Here is a 15,900-nt window from a genome sequence, read left to right on the forward strand (position 1 = left end):
CGGGAGAAATCGGAATCATGAGCAGGAAAGATCTGGCCGGCGGCAGGCGCGCACCGGGCACGCGCACACGGCTGGCCGTGGCGCTGTGCGCGGCGGGTTTCGGGGCGGGGCCCGTCTGGGCGCAGAGCGCGGACGCCGCCAAGACGATGGAAACCGTGGTGGTCACCGCGTCCGGCTATGAGCAGCAGATCCAGGACGCGCCCGCCTCGATCAGCGTGATCACCCGCGAAGACCTGGACAAGAAGTTCTACCGCGACCTGAACGACGCGCTGGTCGAAGTGCCCGGCGTCATCGTCACCGGCGGCGGCGACCGCCAGGACATCAGCCTGCGCGGCATGGGCCCGAAGTACACGCTGATCCTCATCGACGGCAAGCGCCAGAACTCCCGCGAAACCCGCACCAACTCCGACTCGACCGGGGTCGAGGGCGGCTGGACCCCGCCGCTGTCGGCCATCGAGCGCATCGAGGTGGTGCGCGGGCCCATGTCCTCGCTGTACGGCTCGGACGCGATGGGCGGGGTGATCAACATCATCACCCGCAAGGTGCCCGAAGCCTGGGGCGGCGAGATCCGCCTGGACACGACGATCCAGGAAAGCAGCAAGTCCGGCGATATCTACCAGGGCAACTTCTACCTGGCCGGCCCGATCAAGACCGACCTGCTGGGCCTGCAGATCTACGGCCAGGCGACGCAGCGCGACGAGGACGACATCGTCAGCGGCTTCCGCAAGCGCAATTCGGAAAGCGTGACCGCCAAGCTGGCGCTGACGCCCAACCGCGACCACGACATCGTGCTGGAAGCGACCACCATGCGGCAGAAGCTGCAGGAAACGCTAGGCAAGACGGTCGCGCCGCTGGCCCCGGGCGAGGCTTGCTCGCGCAACGGATGCCCGGCCTCGTCCGAAACCGACTACCGCAGCAACAAGTGGGCGCTGTCGCACACCGGCCGCTGGGGCTGGGGCGTGTCGGACAGCTACGTGCAGCAGGAAGAGTTCGACAACCGCTCGCGCCAGATGAAGATCAAGAACCTGGACCTGCAGACCAGCTGGTCGCTGCCGCTGGGTTCGCACATGCTGACGCTGGGCGGCAGCTACCTGAACCAGCGCCTGGACGACCAGACCGGCAACCAGCTGGCGGGCGGCCCCAACAAGGTCGAGCGCTACCAGTGGGCCCTGTTCGCCGAAGACGAATGGCGCCTGACCGAGAGCTTCGCGCTGACGGCCGGCCTGCGCATGGACGAGGACGAGAACTTCGGCAACCATTTCAGCCCGCGCCTGTACGGCGTGTGGCACATGGCGGAACGCTGGACCCTGAAGGGCGGCGTCTCCACCGGCTTCCGCGCGCCCGACCTGCGCCAGACGGTGGCAGGCTGGGGCCAGGTCAGCCGCGGCGGCAATATGTACGGCAACCCGGACCTGACGCCCGAGAAGTCGGTGACCGAGGAACTCGGCATCCTGTATGACGACGGCGAAGGTTTCAATGCCGGCCTGACCGTCTTCAACAACGACTTCAAGGACAAGATCACCCGCGTGGCGTGCCCGGTCAGCCAGTGCACGGACGGGCCCAACCAGTTCGGTTCGGACCCCACCACCTACATGAACGTGGACAAGGCGAATTCGCGCGGCGTGGAAGCGAGCATGAAGCTGCCGCTGGCGCGCGAATGGTCGATGACCAGCAGCTACACGTTCACGAAGTCGGAGCAGAAGTCGGGCCAGTACAAGGGCCAGCCGCTGAACCAGCTGCCCAAGCACCTGTTCACCACCACCGTGAACTGGCAGCCGTCGGACGCGCTGCAGGCCTGGGCGCGGGTGAACTACCGCGGCAAGGAAAGCCAGCCCATCACCGGCCCGTCCTCCTCGTCGCTGGTGGCGCCGTCCTACACCTTCGTGGACCTGGGCGGTTCCTACCAGCTCAACAAGACCGTGTCGGTGTACGCCGGCATCTACAACCTGTTCGACAAGCAGGTCGCCTACGACGACTACGGCTACGTGGAAGACGGCCGCCGCTACTGGCTGGGCGTGGGCGTCAAGTTCTGAGACCGGCGGGCGCGCGGCGCCCGCCCCATGATGAGGTACGCATGAAGCAACAGATTCAAAAGGGCGGCGCGCGCCGCTGGTTGATCCAGGCCGGGGCCGCGCTGGCCCTGGGCGCCGCCGCCACGGTGTGCGCGGCGCAGCCGACGGTGCCGGTCAAGCACGCGCGCGGCGAGACGGCGGTGCCGGCCAATCCGACGAAGACGGTGGTGATGGACCTGGCCGTGCTGGATACGCTGCACGCCCTGGGCGTGGAGGTGACCGGCGTGCCCAGCGTGGCCAAGCTGCCGCCGCAGCTCGCGCAGTACGCCGACCCGCGCTACCTGAAAGTGGGCTCGATGTTCGAGCCCAACTACGAGGTGATCCACGCGGCCGCGCCGCAGGTGATCTTCGTGGCCGGCCGCTCCGCGCCCAAGTACGACGAGCTGGCCCGGCTCGCGCCTACCGTCGACCTGACCGTGGATGCGAAGGACCTGGTGGGCAGCGTGACGCGCAACACCGAAACGCTGGCGGCCATCTACGGCAAGCAGGCCCAGGCCACGGAAAAGCTGAACGCCCTGCGCGCTTCGATCTCGGCCCTGAACGCCAAGGCGTCGGGCGCCGGCTCCGCCCTGATCGTGCTGACCACGGGCGGCAAGATGAGCGCCTACGGCCCGGGCTCGCGCTTCGGCGTGATCCACGACGCCTTCGGCGTCAAGCCGGCCACGACGGGGCTTAGCGTGTCCAACCACGGCCAGGCGATCTCCTTCGAGTTCATCGCGCAGACCGATCCGGACTGGCTGTTCGTGATCGACCGCGACGCCGCCATCGGCCGCGAAGGCGTGTCGGCGCAGCGCATGCTGGACAACGAACTCGTGCGGCAGACCAAGGCGTGGAAGCAGAAGCGCGTGGTCTACCTGAACGGCTACAACTGGTACCTCATGGGCAGCGCCGGCCTGACGGCCATGCAGCAGAACGTCGACGAGATCGCGGGCGCGCTGGCGGCCGGAAAGTAAGGCCGCATGCATGGAGCGGGAGTCGGGCGGGTGAGCTGGCGGCAGTCGATAGGCGGTTGGGCGGGGCTGGCGGCGGTGGCGGCATTGCTGTTGCTGCTCTGCGCGGCTAGCGTCAGCCTGGGCGCCGGCCAGCTGTCCTGGGCCGCGCTGTGGGGCGGCGAGGAGGCGGAGCGCGCCTGGCGCCTGCTGATGGTCAGCCGCGTGCCGCGCACGCTGGCGCTGCTGCTGGCCGGCATGTCGCTGGCCGTGGCGGGCCTGATCATGCAGATGCTGGTGCGCAACCGCTACGTCGAGCCCACCACCGCCGGCACCGTCGAATCCGCCACCCTGGGCATCCTCGTCGTTACGCTGCTGGCGCCGGATACGCCCGTGATCGGCAAGATGCTGACGGCCACGGGCTTCGCGCTGGCCGGTACCTTGCTGTTCCTGGCGCTGTTGCGGCGGGTGCCGCTGCGCACGCCTTTCATCGTGCCGCTCATCGGGCTGATCCTGGGCGGCGTGATCCACGCGGCAACCACCTTCGTCGCGTATCGCTACGACCTCCTGCAATCGCTGCATGCCTGGACCACCGGCGACTTCTCGGGCGTGCTGCGCGGACGCTACGAGTTGCTGTGGATCGGCTTCGGCCTGGCCTGCGCGGCCTATCTCGCGGCCGACCGGTACACGGTGGCCGGCATGGGCCGCGAGTTCGCCTCCAACCTGGGCCTGAACCACGCGCGGCTGACCCTGGCGGGCCTGCTCATCGTGTCGGCGATTTCCGCGGTGGTCGTGGTCACGGCCGGCGGCATTCCCTTCCTGGGGCTGATCGTGCCCAACGCCGTCAGCCTGATACTGGGCGACAACATGCGACGCTCCATTCCCTGGGTGGCCGCCCTGGGCGGAATCTTCGTGCTGGCCTGCGACATCATCGGCCGGCTGGTGATCCACCCCTACGAAATTCCCATCGGCACGGTCGTGGGCGTGCTGGGCAGCATCCTGTTCCTGTGCCTGTTGCGCACGCGGAGGAACCGCCTTGGCTGAGATCGCGCTCGCGGCGCCCGCCGCCCGTTCGCCCCAGGCCTGGCGCCTGGGGCTGCTGGCCGCCGCCGCGCTGGCCTGCACGGCGGCCTTCATGACGCTGGGCGCCAACGGGCAATGGTCGTTCGTGATCCCGTTTCGCGGCGCGAAGCTGGCGGCGATGCTGCTGGTGGCCTATGCCGTGGCGCTGTCGTCGGTGCTGTTCCAGACGATCACGCACAACCGCATCCTGACGCCGGCCATCATGGGCTTCGACGCCCTGTACCTGCTGATCCAGGCGGTGGTGGTGTTCGGCTTCGGGCAGGCGGCGGCCACCGTCAGCCATCCGGTGGCGGCCTTCCTCCTGGAAGTCGGCGCCATGACGGGCTTCGCCTGCCTGCTGTTTCGCTGGCTGTTCGCCGACGGCGTGCGCAGCCTGCACCTGATGATGCTGGTGGGCATCATCTTCGGGCTGCTGTTTCGCAGCCTTTCCAGTTTCGTGGTGCGGCTGATCGATCCCAACGAGTTCCTGGTGCTGCAGGACCGCATGTTCGCCAGCTTCAACACGGTGCGCGTGAGCCTGCTGCCCATCGCGCTGGCCGCCGTGTGCGCGGCCTCGCTGCTGGTCTGGCGCATGCGCCATCGGTACGACGTGCTGGCGCTGGGGCGGGAGATTTCCGTGAACCTGGGCGTGGACTACCGCCGCACCCTGATGCAGACGCTCGCGGCGATTGCGGTGCTGGTGTCGGTGTCCACCGCGCTGGTCGGCCCGGTGACTTTCTTCGGACTGCTGGTCAGCAACCTGGCCTACCAGGCCATGGGCTCGGACCGCCACCGCCATACCGTGCCCGCCGCGGCCCTGCTGAGCGTGATCTTCCTGGTCGGGGGCCAGACCCTGCTGGAACGCGTGCTGGGCCTGAACACCACCGTCAGCGTGGTGATCGAATTCGTGGGCGGCGTCATGTTCCTCGTCCTGATCCTGCGCAAAGGGCGCCGATGATAGAGATCCAGCAACTCAGCAAACAGTACGGCGACAGCGTGGTCGTCGACGGCGTCACCCTGTCCTTGCCGGCGGGCGGCGTCACCGCCATCATCGGGCCCAATGGCGCGGGCAAGTCGACGCTGCTGTCCATGGTCAGCCGGCTGCTGCCGATGTCGGCCGGCCGGGTGCTGGTGGACGGCCTGGACGTGACCAAGTCCGACAGCCGCGAGCTGGCGCGCCGCCTGTCCATTCTGCGCCAGGACAATCACCTGCCGCTGCGGCTGACGGTGAGGGACCTGGTGGCCTTCGGCCGCTATCCGCATACCGGCGGCCGCCTGACGCTGGACGACAAGGGCCACATCGACCGCGCCATCGCCTACCTGAACCTGGAGCCCCTGGCCGATCGCTACCTGGACGAAATGTCGGGCGGGCAGCGCCAGCGCGCCTTCGTGGCGATGGTGCTGTGCCAGGACACCCGCTACGTGCTGCTGGACGAACCGCTCAACAGCCTGGACATGAAGCATGCGGTGGCCATGATGGGCACCTTGCGCCGGGCGGCCGACGAACTGGGAAAGACCGTGGTGCTGGTGCTGCACGACATCAACTTCGCGTCCACCTACGCCGACCGCATCGTCGCCATGCGCCTGGGCCGCGTTGCCCACCAGGGCACGCCCGAGGAACTGGTGCGGCCGGAGGTGCTGAGCGCGCTGTATGAATTGCCGATCGAGGTGCACGAGATCGGCGGTAGGCGCATCTGCGTGTACTACCGCCAGGCCGGTTGAACGCGCGCGCCTTCGGCCCGACGGGGATTCAGCGCAGCGGCGATTCCCGGGTCAGGCTATCGGCCTCCAGCGACGCCAGCGCGTCCAGGAAGCGCCAGGCGAACGACCCCGGCCCCTCGGCCACGGCGCCGGCGCGCGCGCCGGCGAGGGCAAAGCACGACAGGGCGGCCACGGCCGCCGCGTAGGGATCGCCCGGCGACACCGCGGCGAACGCGCCCACCGTGGCGCTCAGCGCGCAGCCCGTGGCGGTCACGCGGGGCATCAGCGCGGAACCGCCGGCGATGCGCGCCGACCGGATGCCGTCCGTCACGAAATCCACCTCGCCGGTGACGGCGACCACGCTGCGGCGCGCCTGCGCGATGGCGCTGGCGGACTGCTCGGCCTGGGCCACCGCGTTGCCGGCGTCCACGCCCTTGCCGGCGCTTCGGCCGCCGGCCAGCGCGATGATCTCGGAGGCGTTGCCCCGGATGATGGCGGGCCGCAGGTCCAGCAGGCGCGCCACCGCGTCGCGCCGGAAGGCGGTGGCGTGGTGCGCCACCGGATCCAGCACCCAGGGAATGCCGGCCTCGCCGGCGGCGCCGGCGGTCAGCAGCATGCTGTCGAGCCAGGGCGCGGACAGGGTCCCGATATTGATCACCACCGCGCCGCTCAGGCGGGCGAACTCCGGCGCCTCTTCCACGGCGTGGACCATGGCGGGCGAGGCGCCCACCGCCAGCAGCGCGTTCGCCGCGTAGTTCATGGACACGAAATTGGTCAGGCACTGCACCAGCGGCGCGTCGCGGCGCACGGCGTCCAGCAGTTCCTGCGAGCGATGGGCCTGGGCGGCCAGGGTAGGGGAGAGGGCTTGCATGCCGGGCGGTCCTTGCGGAAAGAACGCGCTGGCGGGGAGGGCGGCTGCGCGCCGGCCCATGGGGCGAAGACGCTTGCGGCCGCTGCACCGTCCCTACGCCAGCGTTATCTGGATCAGGTTCGACGGGTCGCCGTGCACTGCGGGCCGGTTCGGGCCCGCCAACGGATTCTCAGCTTCTTGCCGAAGCTCCCCGGGTGGATGCCTGTATGTTCCGAGCGCGCGGTGGGGTTGTCAAGTTTCCCCTGGCCGGCCCCGATCAGGCGCGAGAGGTGTCGAAGGCCAGTAGATTGCGCTTCACGAGGCTCAGCATGTCGGCCAACTGGTGGCGTTGGTCGGCGCTGAGCCCCTGCAAAATGGCTTCGCTCATGACATCGCTCTTGACGCGCATGCGTTCGATCATGGCGCGGCCTTCCGGCGTCAGGAGCACCAGCTTGGTGCGCCTGTCCTGCTCGTCCGCCCCGCGGCGCACATAGCCCAGCGCTTCCAGGCGATCGACCAGGCCGCCGAGCGCGGCGCGGCCCAGGTCCAGCACGTCGGCCAGGTCGCTTTGCGACATCCCGTCGTGCCGCGACAGATGCGCCATTACCCACCATTGCGACCGCGTGATGCCTTCGGGTTTCATGACTTCATCGAAGACTTTGCGGCGCAATCTGGACACATCGTGCATCAGGAAGCCGAGCCGCTGGTCCCAGTTTTCCTGCGCGGTATTGACTGCCTTGTCGGTCATTCAGGCATCCTCCAGCCGGATCAGGCGCTTGCCCATGTTCTTGCCTTGATAGAGATCGGCGATCGATCCGGGCGCGGCTTCGATGCCGTCCAGGATTTCCTCGCGAAAGCGCAGTTTTCCCTGGCGCACCAGCGGCGCCAGCGCAGCAACGGCTTCCTCGTAGCGGTGCTCATAATCCCACACCAGAAAGCCCTGCATGCGCGCCGCCTTGTTCAGCAGATGCCGTTCCACGCGCGGACCCGTCGGCCAAGGATCCCAACTGGCCACGGACGCCGTGCCGCAGATGACGATACGGGCATGCCGGTTGATCAGCGGGATCACCGCATCGCTGATGCGCCCGGCGGTGTTGTCGAAGTAGACGTCCACGCCGTCGGGGCAGGCTTGCGCCAACACCTGCTCCAACTCGGGCGCATGATAATCCACCGCCGCATCGAAGCCGAATTCCTCCACGCACAACCGCGTCTTGGCTGCTCCGCCCGCGATGCCCACGGTCCTGCACCCGAGGTGGCGGGCCAGTTGCCCCGCGACCGAGCCGACAGCGCCCGCGGCGGTGGAGACGACCACGGTCTGCCCGGCCCGAGGTTCACCGCAGGCATTCAGCGCGAAGTAGGCTGTGACGCCGTTCAGGCCCAGTACGCCCAGCGACAGCGACAGCGGCAAATCGGTCTCCAGCACGCGCCGCCGGATTGCCCGCCCGTCGGTCACGGCATAGTCCTGCCAGCCCAGCATGCCCATCACCAGGCAGCCGTCGGGATAGCGCGGATCGCGCGATGCGACGACTCGTCCGGCCGCGAACGAGCGCATGACCTCGCCGATGGCCACGGGGTCCGAGTAGTTGGCGGCGGCATTGACCCAACCGCGCATCGCCGGATCCACCGACAGGTACAGGTTCCTGACCAGGACCTCGCCTTCCTTCGGTTCCGGCACCGGCGCGGTGCGGATATCGAAGTGCGCGGCCTGCGGAATGCCCAGCGGCCTTTCTTTCAACACGACCTGCCGATTCACCAGATTCCCGGTCATTGCTTGTCTCCTTGGGGTTGTTCCCAATATTGTATGGATGCATACAGTATGTTAGCGTTCATTTTAACGCGGCCGGCCGGCATGTCCATGGCCAGGCGGGAAGAAAGTTCCACGACGCGGCGCCAAGGAGACGACGATGGCAGGGTTGTATTTCGAGCAATTCCAGGTCGGGCAACGCTTCCGGCATGACGTGCGGCGTACGGTCACCGAGACGGACAACGTCCTCTTTTCCTCCATGACCATGAATCCCGCCGCCATCCATCTGGACGCGGAATACGCCAAGACCACCGAGTTCGGTCGTCCGCTGGTGAACAGCGCGTTCACGCTGGGCCTGATGGTCGGCATTTCCGTGGGCGACACCACGCTCGGCACCACGGTGGGCAACCTGGGGTGGGACGAGGTGCGCTTTCCCGGCCCCGTGTTTACCGGCGACACCTTGCGAGTAGAAACGGAGGTGCTGGAGCTGCGTGACAGCCGTTCGCGTCCGCAGAACGGCATCGTGGTGTTCGGCCATCGCGCCTACAACCAGCGCGATGAACTGGTCGCCAGTTGCCGCCGCGTGGCGTTGATGCTGCGCCAGGCCGCCTGAAGCCGCCGGCCGGCTTCCGCCCACTTTCCCTTCATTCGAAAGGCAGCCCATGGATTTCGCGCTTACCGACGAGCAGATCGCCATCCGCCACGCCGTGCAGGATTTGTGCGCCGGATTCGACGACGATTACTGGACCCGCAAGGACAGGGAAGGTGGCTTCCCCGAGGACTTCTACCGCGCCATGGCGGGCGCCGGCTGGCTGGGCGTGGCCATGCCGGCCGAATACGGGGGGGCGGGCCTGGGCATCCAGGAGGCCGCGCTGATGATGGAAACCGTGGCGGTTTCCGGCGCGGGCATGGCCGGCGCGTCTTCCATCCACATGAATGTCTTCGGGCTGCACCCGGTGGTGGTGCACGGCAGCGACGCGCAACGCGCGCGCTGGCTGCCGCCCATCATCAGCGGCGAGCAGAAGGCCTGCTTTGGCGTGACCGAACCGAATACCGGCCTGAACACGCTCAAGCTGCGCACCCTGGCCGTGCGCCGCGGCGACCGTTATGTGGTCAATGGCCAGAAGATCTGGATATCGACGGCGCAGGTGGCCAGCAAGATTCTGCTGTTGGCGCGCACCACGCCGCTGGATCAGGTGACCGGGCCGACTCAGGGGCTGAGCCTGTTTTACACCGACCTGGACCGCAGCCGCGTCAGCGTGCGCGAAATCGAAAAGCTGGGGCGCAAGGCCGTCGATTCCAACGAGCTGTTCATCGACGGCCTGGCGGTGCCGGTCGAAGACCGCATCGGCGAGGAAGGCAAGGGCTTTTCCTACATCCTGCACGGCCTGAATCCCGAACGGGTCCTGCTGGCGGCCGAGGCGACCGGGCTGGGGCGAGCGGCCTTGCGCCGGGCCGCCGCCTACGCCGGCGAGCGGATCGTGTTCGACCGGCCCATCGGCCAGAACCAGGGCGTGCAGCATCCTTTGGCAGAACGTTGGGTGGAGCTGGAGGCGGCCGAACTGCTGTACCGCCGCGCCGCCTGGCTGTACGACCAGGGGCAGCCTTGCGGCGCCGAGGCCAACGCGGCCAAGTTCTTCTGCGCCGAGGCGGGTTTCCGCGCCTGCGAGACGGCGGTGCTGACCCATGGCGGCATGGGCTACGCGAAGGAATACCACGTCGAGCGCTATTTCCGCGAGGCCATGCTGCCCCGCATTGCGCCGGTCTCGCCGCAATTGATTCTCTGCTACATCGCTGAAAAAGTACTGGGCCTGCCTAAATCGTACTGAGGAGACACGCATGCGCAAATCCCCCAAGGTCATCATTACCTGCGCCGTCACGGGCTCGATCCACACACCATCGATGTCGCCGTACCTGCCCATCACGCCCAGGCAGATCGCGGACGACGCGGTAGCGGCCGCCGAGGCCGGAGCCGCCATGCTGCACTTGCATGCGCGCGATCCGGAGACGGGCCGGCCCGACCAGGATCCAAAACTGTTCGCCCAGTTCCTGCCCGAGATCAAGGCTCGCAGCAACGCCATCCTGAACATCACCACGGGGGGCGGCCTGGGCATGTCGCTGGACCAGCGGCTGGCGCCGGCCAAATGGGCGCGGCCCGAGGTCGCGTCCATGAACATGGGGTCGCTCAATTTCAATATCGCGGGCGCGGGCGATCGCGTCAGCGAATTCAAGTTCGACTGGGAAAAGCCCTATCTGGAGATGACCCGCGATTTCATCCTGTCGAACACGTTCGCGCAGATCGACCGGGGCCTGCGCGAACTGTCGGACCTGGGCACGCGATTCGAGTTCGAATGCTATGACGTCGGCCATCTGTACAACCTGGCGCATTTCGTCGACCGCGGCCTGGCCAAGCCTCCGTTCTTCCTGCAGTGCATTTTCGGCATCCTGGGAGGCATAGGCGCCGACCACGAGAACCTGCTGCATATGCGCACCATCGCCGATCGGCTGTTCGGCGATGACTATTACCTGTCGGTGCTGGCCGCGGGCCGCCACCAGATGCCGTTCGTCACCGCCAGCGCGCTATTGGGTGGAAACGTGCGCGTGGGGCTGGAAGACAGCCTTTACGCGGGCCGCGGCAAGTTGGCTACCTCCAACGCCGAACAGGTCGCGAAGATCCGCCGCATCCTGGAAGAGCTGTCGCTTGAAATCGCGACGCCCGACGAGGCGCGGGCCATGATTCAAACCAAAGGCGGCGACAACGTCGCTTTTTAAGCGCTGCGAGGCGCGCGCGGGAGACGGATGCAATGGATGCCTTGCAAGGGTTGAGGGTGGTGGATTTTTCCAAGGTGCTGGCCGGCCCCTTGTGCACGCAGTATCTGGGCGACATGGGGGCGGAGGTCATCAAGGTGGAGCCGCTGACGGGGGACGACACCCGCCGCTGGCCGCCGTTCCGGAAAGACGACGGCACGGTGTTCCTGAGCGTGAACCGCAACAAGCGCAGTGTGGCGCTGGACCTGAAATCGCCCGAGGGCCGCGAAGCGGCGCAGCGGCTGATCGCCACGGCGGACATCGTGGTGGAGAGTTTCGGCCCCGGGGTGGCGGCACGGCTGGGTATCGATTACGACAGCGCGTCGGCGCTGCGCCCGGGCGTGGTCTATTGCAGTATCTCCGGCTTCGGCAGCAAAGGGCCGCTGAACCAGGGCAAGGGCTACGACGTCATCCTGCAGGCATTCTGCGGCATGATGTCCATCACGGGAGAAGAGGACGGACCGGCGATCCGAAGTCCCATCTCGCCCATCGACCAGGCCACGGGTATGCATGCCGCCACCGGGATCCTGGCCGCGGTGGTGCGCAAGCTGCGTACCGGCAAGGGCTGCAAGGTCGAGGCTTCGCTGTTCGATACGGCGGTCGGGTTCATGGGCTATGTGATGCAGAGCTACTGGGAGCGCGGCAGCGAACCGCGCCGCTGGGGTTCGGCCCATGAGTCCCTGTGTCCCTATCAGGTATTCGAGGCCAGCGACCACCCCTTGTTGCTGGGCGTCGCGAACGACTCGCTGTGGCGCGCCTTCTGCAACGAGGCCGGCAGGCCCGGGCTGGCGGACGATCCGCGCTATGCCACCAACGCGGACCGGGTGCGCCACCGCGCGGAAGTGTTGGAACGGGTGTCGGAGATCATGCGCGGCGACGACCGGGACGCCTGGATCCGGCGGCTGTCGCGCGCCGGCATCCCCTGCGCGCCCATCCAGGGCGTGGGCGAACTGCTGGCGCACGAACACATGGTCGCCAGTGAAATGATCCATCGTTTCGCCGATTCGGCGCATGGCGAGCTGAACGTGGTGTCGCAACCGCTGCGCTTTGACGGCCATCGGCCCAAGCCCGCATCGCCGCCGCCCAGAGTAGGCGAGCACACGGGACAAGTGTTGGCCGAGCTGGGCTACGGCCCGGCCGCCGTCGGCCGCTACCTGGACGTGCTGGCGCCGCAGGCCGGCGCCGCGCCAGGGAGGGAGGCCTAACATGTCCATCGACTTTCACGAACAGGACGGTGTGGCGCTGATCACCATCAACCGCCCCGAGAAAAGCAACGCGCTGGATCGCGAGCACTATGACGCCTTGTCCGAGGCCTGGCGCCGGGTCCGCGACGACGACGCGATTCGCGTGGCGATTATCACCGGAGCGGGAGACCGGGCCTTTTGCGCCGGCGCGGACCTGAAGTCGTTCGTCGGGGCGCCGCCCAGTCTGGCGGCGCTGATGCACACGCAGCAGGGCCAACTGCTGAACCGCGGCCTGGAAGTGTGGAAACCCATTGTCGCCGCTGTCAACGGGCACTGCCTGGGAGGCGGCATGACACTGCTGTTGGCCACAGACCTGCGGGTGTGCGTGCCCACGGCCACCTTCGGCCTGACGGAAGTCCAGCGCGGCGTCTTTCCGGCCAATGGCGGCACCCAGCGCGTGGCCCAGCAATTGCCGCATGCCATCGCCATGGAAATGTTGCTGTTGGGCGATGCCTTCGACGCCGACGCCGCCAACCGCTGGGGCCTGGTGAACCGGGTCGTGCCGCGTGAGGAATTGCTGCCGGCGGCCATGGCGTATGCGCGCAGGCTAGCCGCCAACGCGCCGCTCGCGGTGCAGGCGGCCAAGGAGTTGGCTTTGCGCAGCCGCGACGCCGACCTGGCGACGGGCCTGCGGTTGGAACAGTTGTTCCTGCGTCTGTTGCAGGACTCGCGGGATGTCGTCGAAGGCACGCAGGCGTTCGCCGAACGGCGCGCCCCGAGATTTCAAGGACAGTGAGGAGCAAGAAAATGGCATTGAGATCGATGTTGTTCGTCCCCGGGGATAGCGAGCGCAAATTGGGCAAGGCCCCGGCCACTGGCGCCGACGTCCTGATCCTGGACCTGGAGGATGCCGTGGACGCCGCGCGGCTACCGGCGGCGCGCGTCATAGTGAGGGAATACCTGGCGGCGCGTCCCGAGTCCGGCCCGGAATTGTGGGTGCGGATCAACCCCCTGGATTCGGGCCTGGCGCTGGACGATCTGGCGGCGGTGGTGAGATCGGCGCCCGACGCCATTCTGCTACCGAAAGGCCAGGGCGCGCAGGCCATCGTCACGCTGGATCACTATCTCACCGCGCTGGAAGCGCGCGAAGGTCTGGAGCCTGGCGCCATCGGCATCATGCCGGTTGCCACCGAGACCGCGGGCGCCATGTTCAACCTGGGGGGCTATGCGGATTGCAGCCCGCGCTTGCGCGGGCTGACCTGGGGGGCGGAAGACCTGGCAGCGGTGCTCGGAGCGGCCAGCAATCGGCGCGAAGACGGCGAGTACGACTTTACCTATCAGCTTGCGCGTTCTCTCTGCCTGCTGGGCGCTACCGCGGCAGGCGTGCCCGCCATCGACACGATATGGGGAAATTTCCGGGATACGGAAGGGCTGCGCAAGGACGCGGCGCGGGCGCGGCGCGCGGGTTTCACCGGCAAGATCGCGATCCATCCGGATCAGGTGGCCACCATCAACGAGGCATTCACGCCCGACCCCGCGGATATCGAGCGCGCGCGCCGTATTGTGCAGGCGTTCGAGCAGGCGCCCGGGGCCGGCACGCTGCAACTGGATGGAGAAATGTTGGACCGCCCGCATCTGAAGCAGGCGATGCGCATTCTGGCCAGCGTCCCGGCCGCAGGCTAAACCCGCGAGGGCGGGACCGATGATGGTTCTGTCCCGAGCCCACGGCGACCGTCCGGCACAAGGCCGGCGCCTTTTCAAGGAGAGAGACATGAGGCGTTCCGTATTCAAGCCGCTATGCGTGGCCGCGTGGCTCGCGCTGACTCTGGCGGGGCCCGCGAAGGCGGCGGACTATCCATCCCAGCCCGTGAAGCTGATCACGGCATTCGGCGCGGGCAGCGCCAGCGACATCGTCGCCCGCCTGATCGGCGAGCGCCTGCAGACGGCCCTCGGGCAGGTCGTGATCGTCGAGAACCGGCCCGGCGCTTCGGGCCAGATTGCCGCCGACATGGTGGCGCGCGCCCAGCCCGACGGCTACACGATCATGCTGGCCACGAACACCACCCATTCTTCCAATCCCTACCTGTACAAGAACCTCCGCTACGATCCGATCAAGGATTTCACGCCACTGGTGCAGGTCTGCAATTTCCCATTCGTGCTGGCGGTCAGCGCCAAGTTGCCGATCAACAGCATCGACGATCTGTTGCGCTACGGCAAAACCAACCCCCAGGGCCTGAACTATGCCTATGGCAACAGCACCGGCCAGATCTCGGCCGCCTCGTTCGACAAGCTGACCGGGCTGAAGGCGACGGCCATACCCTACAAGAGCACGCCGCAGGCGATGACGGACATCATCGGTGGGCGCGCGACGTTCATGTTCGTGGACCTGGCGTCGGCCACTGCCCACATCCAGGCCGGTACCTTGAAGGCGCTGGCGGTATCGACCGAGAAGCGCAGTTCGCTGGCGCCGAACCTCCCCAGCGTATCCGAGGCGCTGGGACAGCCCGGGTTCGACCTGGCGGCCTGGGTCGGAATCTTCGGGCCGGCGAAGCTGCCGCCGCCTATCGCCCAGCGGCTGGGCGACGAGCTCTACAAGATCGTGTCGTCGGAAGAGATCAAGGGCAAGCTGGTCCAGCTTGGGGCGGAGCCCATGCCGGCGCCGGCGTCGGAGTTCGGACCCTTCGTAGCGCAACAGGAAAAGGTCTGGGGAGACAAGGTCAGGCAGGCGGGCATACAGCCGGAATGACTCGCAGGCGAATAGCGAATGGCGGACGCCGCGCACCTCGCCGGCGTGGCCGGGAGCTGATTCACCGCCAGGCGCCAGCGGCCATCCGAGGCGGATAAATCCGCCACTGCCGGGGCCCGCTCCCGATACCTTCCGCCTACGCTCTCCCATTTCGGGAGGCGTTTATCACCGGCCGCATTTTCTGCATCGCGTTCGTGGCGGGCTCGGGGGCGGTGCAGCTGGCGCCGCGCCTGCCCGGGGCGGGCGCGGCTTGGCTGCTGGCGGGAGCGTGCCTGCTGGCGCTGGCCGCGTTGATGCGTTTGCGCCAGCGAGGAGCGAAGGCCGGCGCGGCCCTGGCGCTGGGGATGTGCGCTGGGCTGCTCAACGCCGGCGCGCAGGCGCAATGGCGGCTGGACGACGGGCTGGCGGACGCGCACCAGGACGCGGTGTCCCGGCTGGTGCTGCGCATCGCCGAGCTGCCCGACGGCGATGCGGGCGGGCAGCGGTTCGTGGCGGAACCGGCCGAGCCCGCGCCGCCCGGCATTCCTTCCCGCATCCAGGTGTCGTGGCAGGCGCCGCCGGGGGCGCAGGGCGGCCTGCCGGCGCTGATGCCGGGGCAAGTGTGGCGCATGGCGCTGGTGCTGCGGCGGCCGCGGGGCCTGCTGAACCCGGACGGCGCGGACGCGGAAGGGCGGTTGTTCGCGCGCGGCGTGCGGGCGGTGGGCCAGGTGCGCGGGCAGCCCCGGCTGGTGGCCGACCGCCCGTGGGCGACGCCGGGCGTCGCCATCGAGCGCGCCCGCCACCGCGTCAGGGAAGGGCTGCGCG

General features: G+C 67.9%; 16 protein-coding genes and 1 riboswitch. Of the genes, 13 read left to right on the forward strand and 3 right to left on the reverse strand.

Features of this window, described 5'->3' with window-relative positions:
- The first annotated feature begins 17 nt into the window (after positions 1–17).
- Genes ADE01S_RS16595 through ADE01S_RS16615 form a run of 5 tightly spaced genes read left to right on the forward strand, consistent with a single transcriptional unit; the run spans position 18 to position 5,785 of the window.
- The gene (locus ADE01S_RS16595) at positions 18–2,033 is read left to right on the forward strand and encodes a ligand-gated channel protein (RefSeq protein WP_062682827.1); all 2,016 of its coding nucleotides are present in this window, start codon (positions 18–20) and stop codon (positions 2,031–2,033) included.
- Positions 2,034–2,074: 41 nt separating this feature from the next.
- Positions 2,075–3,025, forward strand: a complete 951-nt coding sequence (locus ADE01S_RS16600; protein WP_062682828.1) for a siderophore ABC transporter substrate-binding protein — start codon at positions 2,075–2,077, stop codon at positions 3,023–3,025.
- 6 nt (positions 3,026–3,031) lie between these two features.
- Positions 3,032–4,045, forward strand: coding sequence for an ABC transporter permease (locus ADE01S_RS16605; RefSeq protein ID WP_062682829.1), 1,014 nt, complete (start codon positions 3,032–3,034; stop codon positions 4,043–4,045).
- Positions 4,038–5,021, forward strand: coding sequence for an iron chelate uptake ABC transporter family permease subunit (locus ADE01S_RS16610; protein ID WP_172600285.1), 984 nt, complete (start codon positions 4,038–4,040; stop codon positions 5,019–5,021). The genes ADE01S_RS16605 and ADE01S_RS16610 overlap by 8 nt, the downstream gene beginning before the upstream one ends.
- Positions 5,018–5,785, forward strand: a complete 768-nt coding sequence (locus ADE01S_RS16615; protein ID WP_062682830.1) for an iron ABC transporter ATP-binding protein — start codon at positions 5,018–5,020, stop codon at positions 5,783–5,785. Before ADE01S_RS16610 ends, ADE01S_RS16615 begins: the two co-directional genes overlap by 4 nt.
- Before the next feature lie 28 nt (positions 5,786–5,813).
- Here the strand turns inward: ADE01S_RS16615 and thiM are convergent, their stop codons facing one another.
- From thiM to ADE01S_RS16630, 3 genes are all read right to left on the reverse strand, one after another.
- Entirely contained in the window at positions 5,814–6,635 is an 822-nt protein-coding gene (gene thiM, locus ADE01S_RS16620; protein ID WP_062682849.1) for a hydroxyethylthiazole kinase, read from the reverse strand.
- Positions 6,636–6,707: 72 nt separating this feature from the next.
- Positions 6,708–6,838, reverse strand: a riboswitch (TPP riboswitch).
- Positions 6,839–6,891: 53 nt separating this feature from the next.
- Positions 6,892–7,362, reverse strand: a complete 471-nt coding sequence (locus tag ADE01S_RS16625) for a MarR family winged helix-turn-helix transcriptional regulator (RefSeq protein ID WP_062682831.1) — start codon at positions 7,360–7,362, stop codon at positions 6,892–6,894.
- Complete coding sequence (locus tag ADE01S_RS16630) at positions 7,363–8,382, reverse strand: NADP-dependent oxidoreductase (RefSeq protein WP_062682832.1); 1,020 nt, start codon at positions 8,380–8,382, stop codon at positions 7,363–7,365.
- Between the two features lie 136 nt (positions 8,383–8,518).
- Here ADE01S_RS16630 and ADE01S_RS16635 point away from each other — a divergent pair, with 136 nt between their 5' ends.
- The 8 genes from ADE01S_RS16635 to ADE01S_RS16670 all read left to right on the forward strand — a co-directional run.
- On the forward strand, positions 8,519–8,971 hold the full coding sequence (locus ADE01S_RS16635; protein ID WP_062682833.1) for a MaoC family dehydratase: 453 nt from the start codon (positions 8,519–8,521) through the stop codon (positions 8,969–8,971).
- A 49-nt stretch (positions 8,972–9,020) separates the two neighbouring features.
- Positions 9,021–10,187, forward strand: a complete 1,167-nt coding sequence (locus ADE01S_RS16640) for an acyl-CoA dehydrogenase family protein (protein ID WP_062682834.1) — start codon at positions 9,021–9,023, stop codon at positions 10,185–10,187.
- A 10-nt stretch (positions 10,188–10,197) separates the two neighbouring features.
- Positions 10,198–11,130, forward strand: coding sequence for a 3,5-dioxohexanoate:acetyl-CoA acetone transferase (gene kce, locus ADE01S_RS16645; protein ID WP_062682835.1), 933 nt, complete (start codon positions 10,198–10,200; stop codon positions 11,128–11,130).
- Positions 11,131–11,162: 32 nt separating this feature from the next.
- A complete protein-coding gene (locus tag ADE01S_RS16650; protein ID WP_062682836.1) occupies positions 11,163–12,371 on the forward strand; it encodes a CaiB/BaiF CoA transferase family protein in 1,209 nt (402 codons plus the stop codon).
- Position 12,372: 1 nt separating this feature from the next.
- On the forward strand, positions 12,373–13,146 hold the full coding sequence (locus ADE01S_RS16655) for an enoyl-CoA hydratase/isomerase family protein (protein WP_062682837.1): 774 nt from the start codon (positions 12,373–12,375) through the stop codon (positions 13,144–13,146).
- A gap of 11 nt (positions 13,147–13,157) precedes the next feature.
- On the forward strand, positions 13,158–14,033 hold the full coding sequence (locus ADE01S_RS16660) for an HpcH/HpaI aldolase/citrate lyase family protein (protein WP_062682838.1): 876 nt from the start codon (positions 13,158–13,160) through the stop codon (positions 14,031–14,033).
- Between the two features lie 88 nt (positions 14,034–14,121).
- Complete coding sequence (locus tag ADE01S_RS16665) at positions 14,122–15,096, forward strand: Bug family tripartite tricarboxylate transporter substrate binding protein (RefSeq protein WP_062682839.1); 975 nt, start codon at positions 14,122–14,124, stop codon at positions 15,094–15,096.
- Positions 15,097–15,290: 194 nt separating this feature from the next.
- The coding region (locus ADE01S_RS16670) for a DUF4131 domain-containing protein (protein ID WP_255220866.1) at positions 15,291–15,900 on the forward strand (610 nt) is incomplete at its 3' end.

Source organism: Achromobacter denitrificans NBRC 15125 (assembly GCF_001571365.1).
GTDB classification, from domain to species: Bacteria; Pseudomonadota; Gammaproteobacteria; order Burkholderiales; family Burkholderiaceae_B; genus Achromobacter; species Achromobacter denitrificans.

What these genes read in the sequence shown, in the direction of transcription:
- ADE01S_RS16595 (WP_062682827.1), top strand. Translation starts at nt 18, where the DNA reads ATGAGCAGGAAAGATCTGGCCGGCGGCAGGCGCGCACCGGGCACGCGC.
- ADE01S_RS16635 (WP_062682833.1), top strand. Translation starts at nt 8,519, where the DNA reads ATGGCAGGGTTGTATTTCGAGCAATTCCAGGTCGGGCAACGCTTCCGG.
- ADE01S_RS16640 (WP_062682834.1), top strand. Translation starts at nt 9,021, where the DNA reads ATGGATTTCGCGCTTACCGACGAGCAGATCGCCATCCGCCACGCCGTG.
- ADE01S_RS16660 (WP_062682838.1), top strand. Translation starts at nt 13,158, where the DNA reads ATGGCATTGAGATCGATGTTGTTCGTCCCCGGGGATAGCGAGCGCAAA.
- ADE01S_RS16665 (WP_062682839.1), top strand. Translation starts at nt 14,122, where the DNA reads ATGAGGCGTTCCGTATTCAAGCCGCTATGCGTGGCCGCGTGGCTCGCG.
- thiM (WP_062682849.1), bottom strand. Translation starts at nt 6,635, where the DNA reads ATGCAAGCCCTCTCCCCTACCCTGGCCGCCCAGGCCCATCGCTCGCAG.
- kce (WP_062682835.1), top strand. Translation starts at nt 10,198, where the DNA reads ATGCGCAAATCCCCCAAGGTCATCATTACCTGCGCCGTCACGGGCTCG.
- ADE01S_RS16630 (WP_062682832.1), bottom strand. Translation starts at nt 8,382, where the DNA reads ATGACCGGGAATCTGGTGAATCGGCAGGTCGTGTTGAAAGAAAGGCCG.
- ADE01S_RS16650 (WP_062682836.1), top strand. Translation starts at nt 11,163, where the DNA reads ATGGATGCCTTGCAAGGGTTGAGGGTGGTGGATTTTTCCAAGGTGCTG.
- ADE01S_RS16605 (WP_062682829.1), top strand. Translation starts at nt 3,032, where the DNA reads ATGCATGGAGCGGGAGTCGGGCGGGTGAGCTGGCGGCAGTCGATAGGC.
- ADE01S_RS16615 (WP_062682830.1), top strand. Translation starts at nt 5,018, where the DNA reads ATGATAGAGATCCAGCAACTCAGCAAACAGTACGGCGACAGCGTGGTC.
- ADE01S_RS16600 (WP_062682828.1), top strand. Translation starts at nt 2,075, where the DNA reads ATGAAGCAACAGATTCAAAAGGGCGGCGCGCGCCGCTGGTTGATCCAG.
- ADE01S_RS16625 (WP_062682831.1), bottom strand. Translation starts at nt 7,362, where the DNA reads ATGACCGACAAGGCAGTCAATACCGCGCAGGAAAACTGGGACCAGCGG.
- ADE01S_RS16655 (WP_062682837.1), top strand. Translation starts at nt 12,373, where the DNA reads ATGTCCATCGACTTTCACGAACAGGACGGTGTGGCGCTGATCACCATC.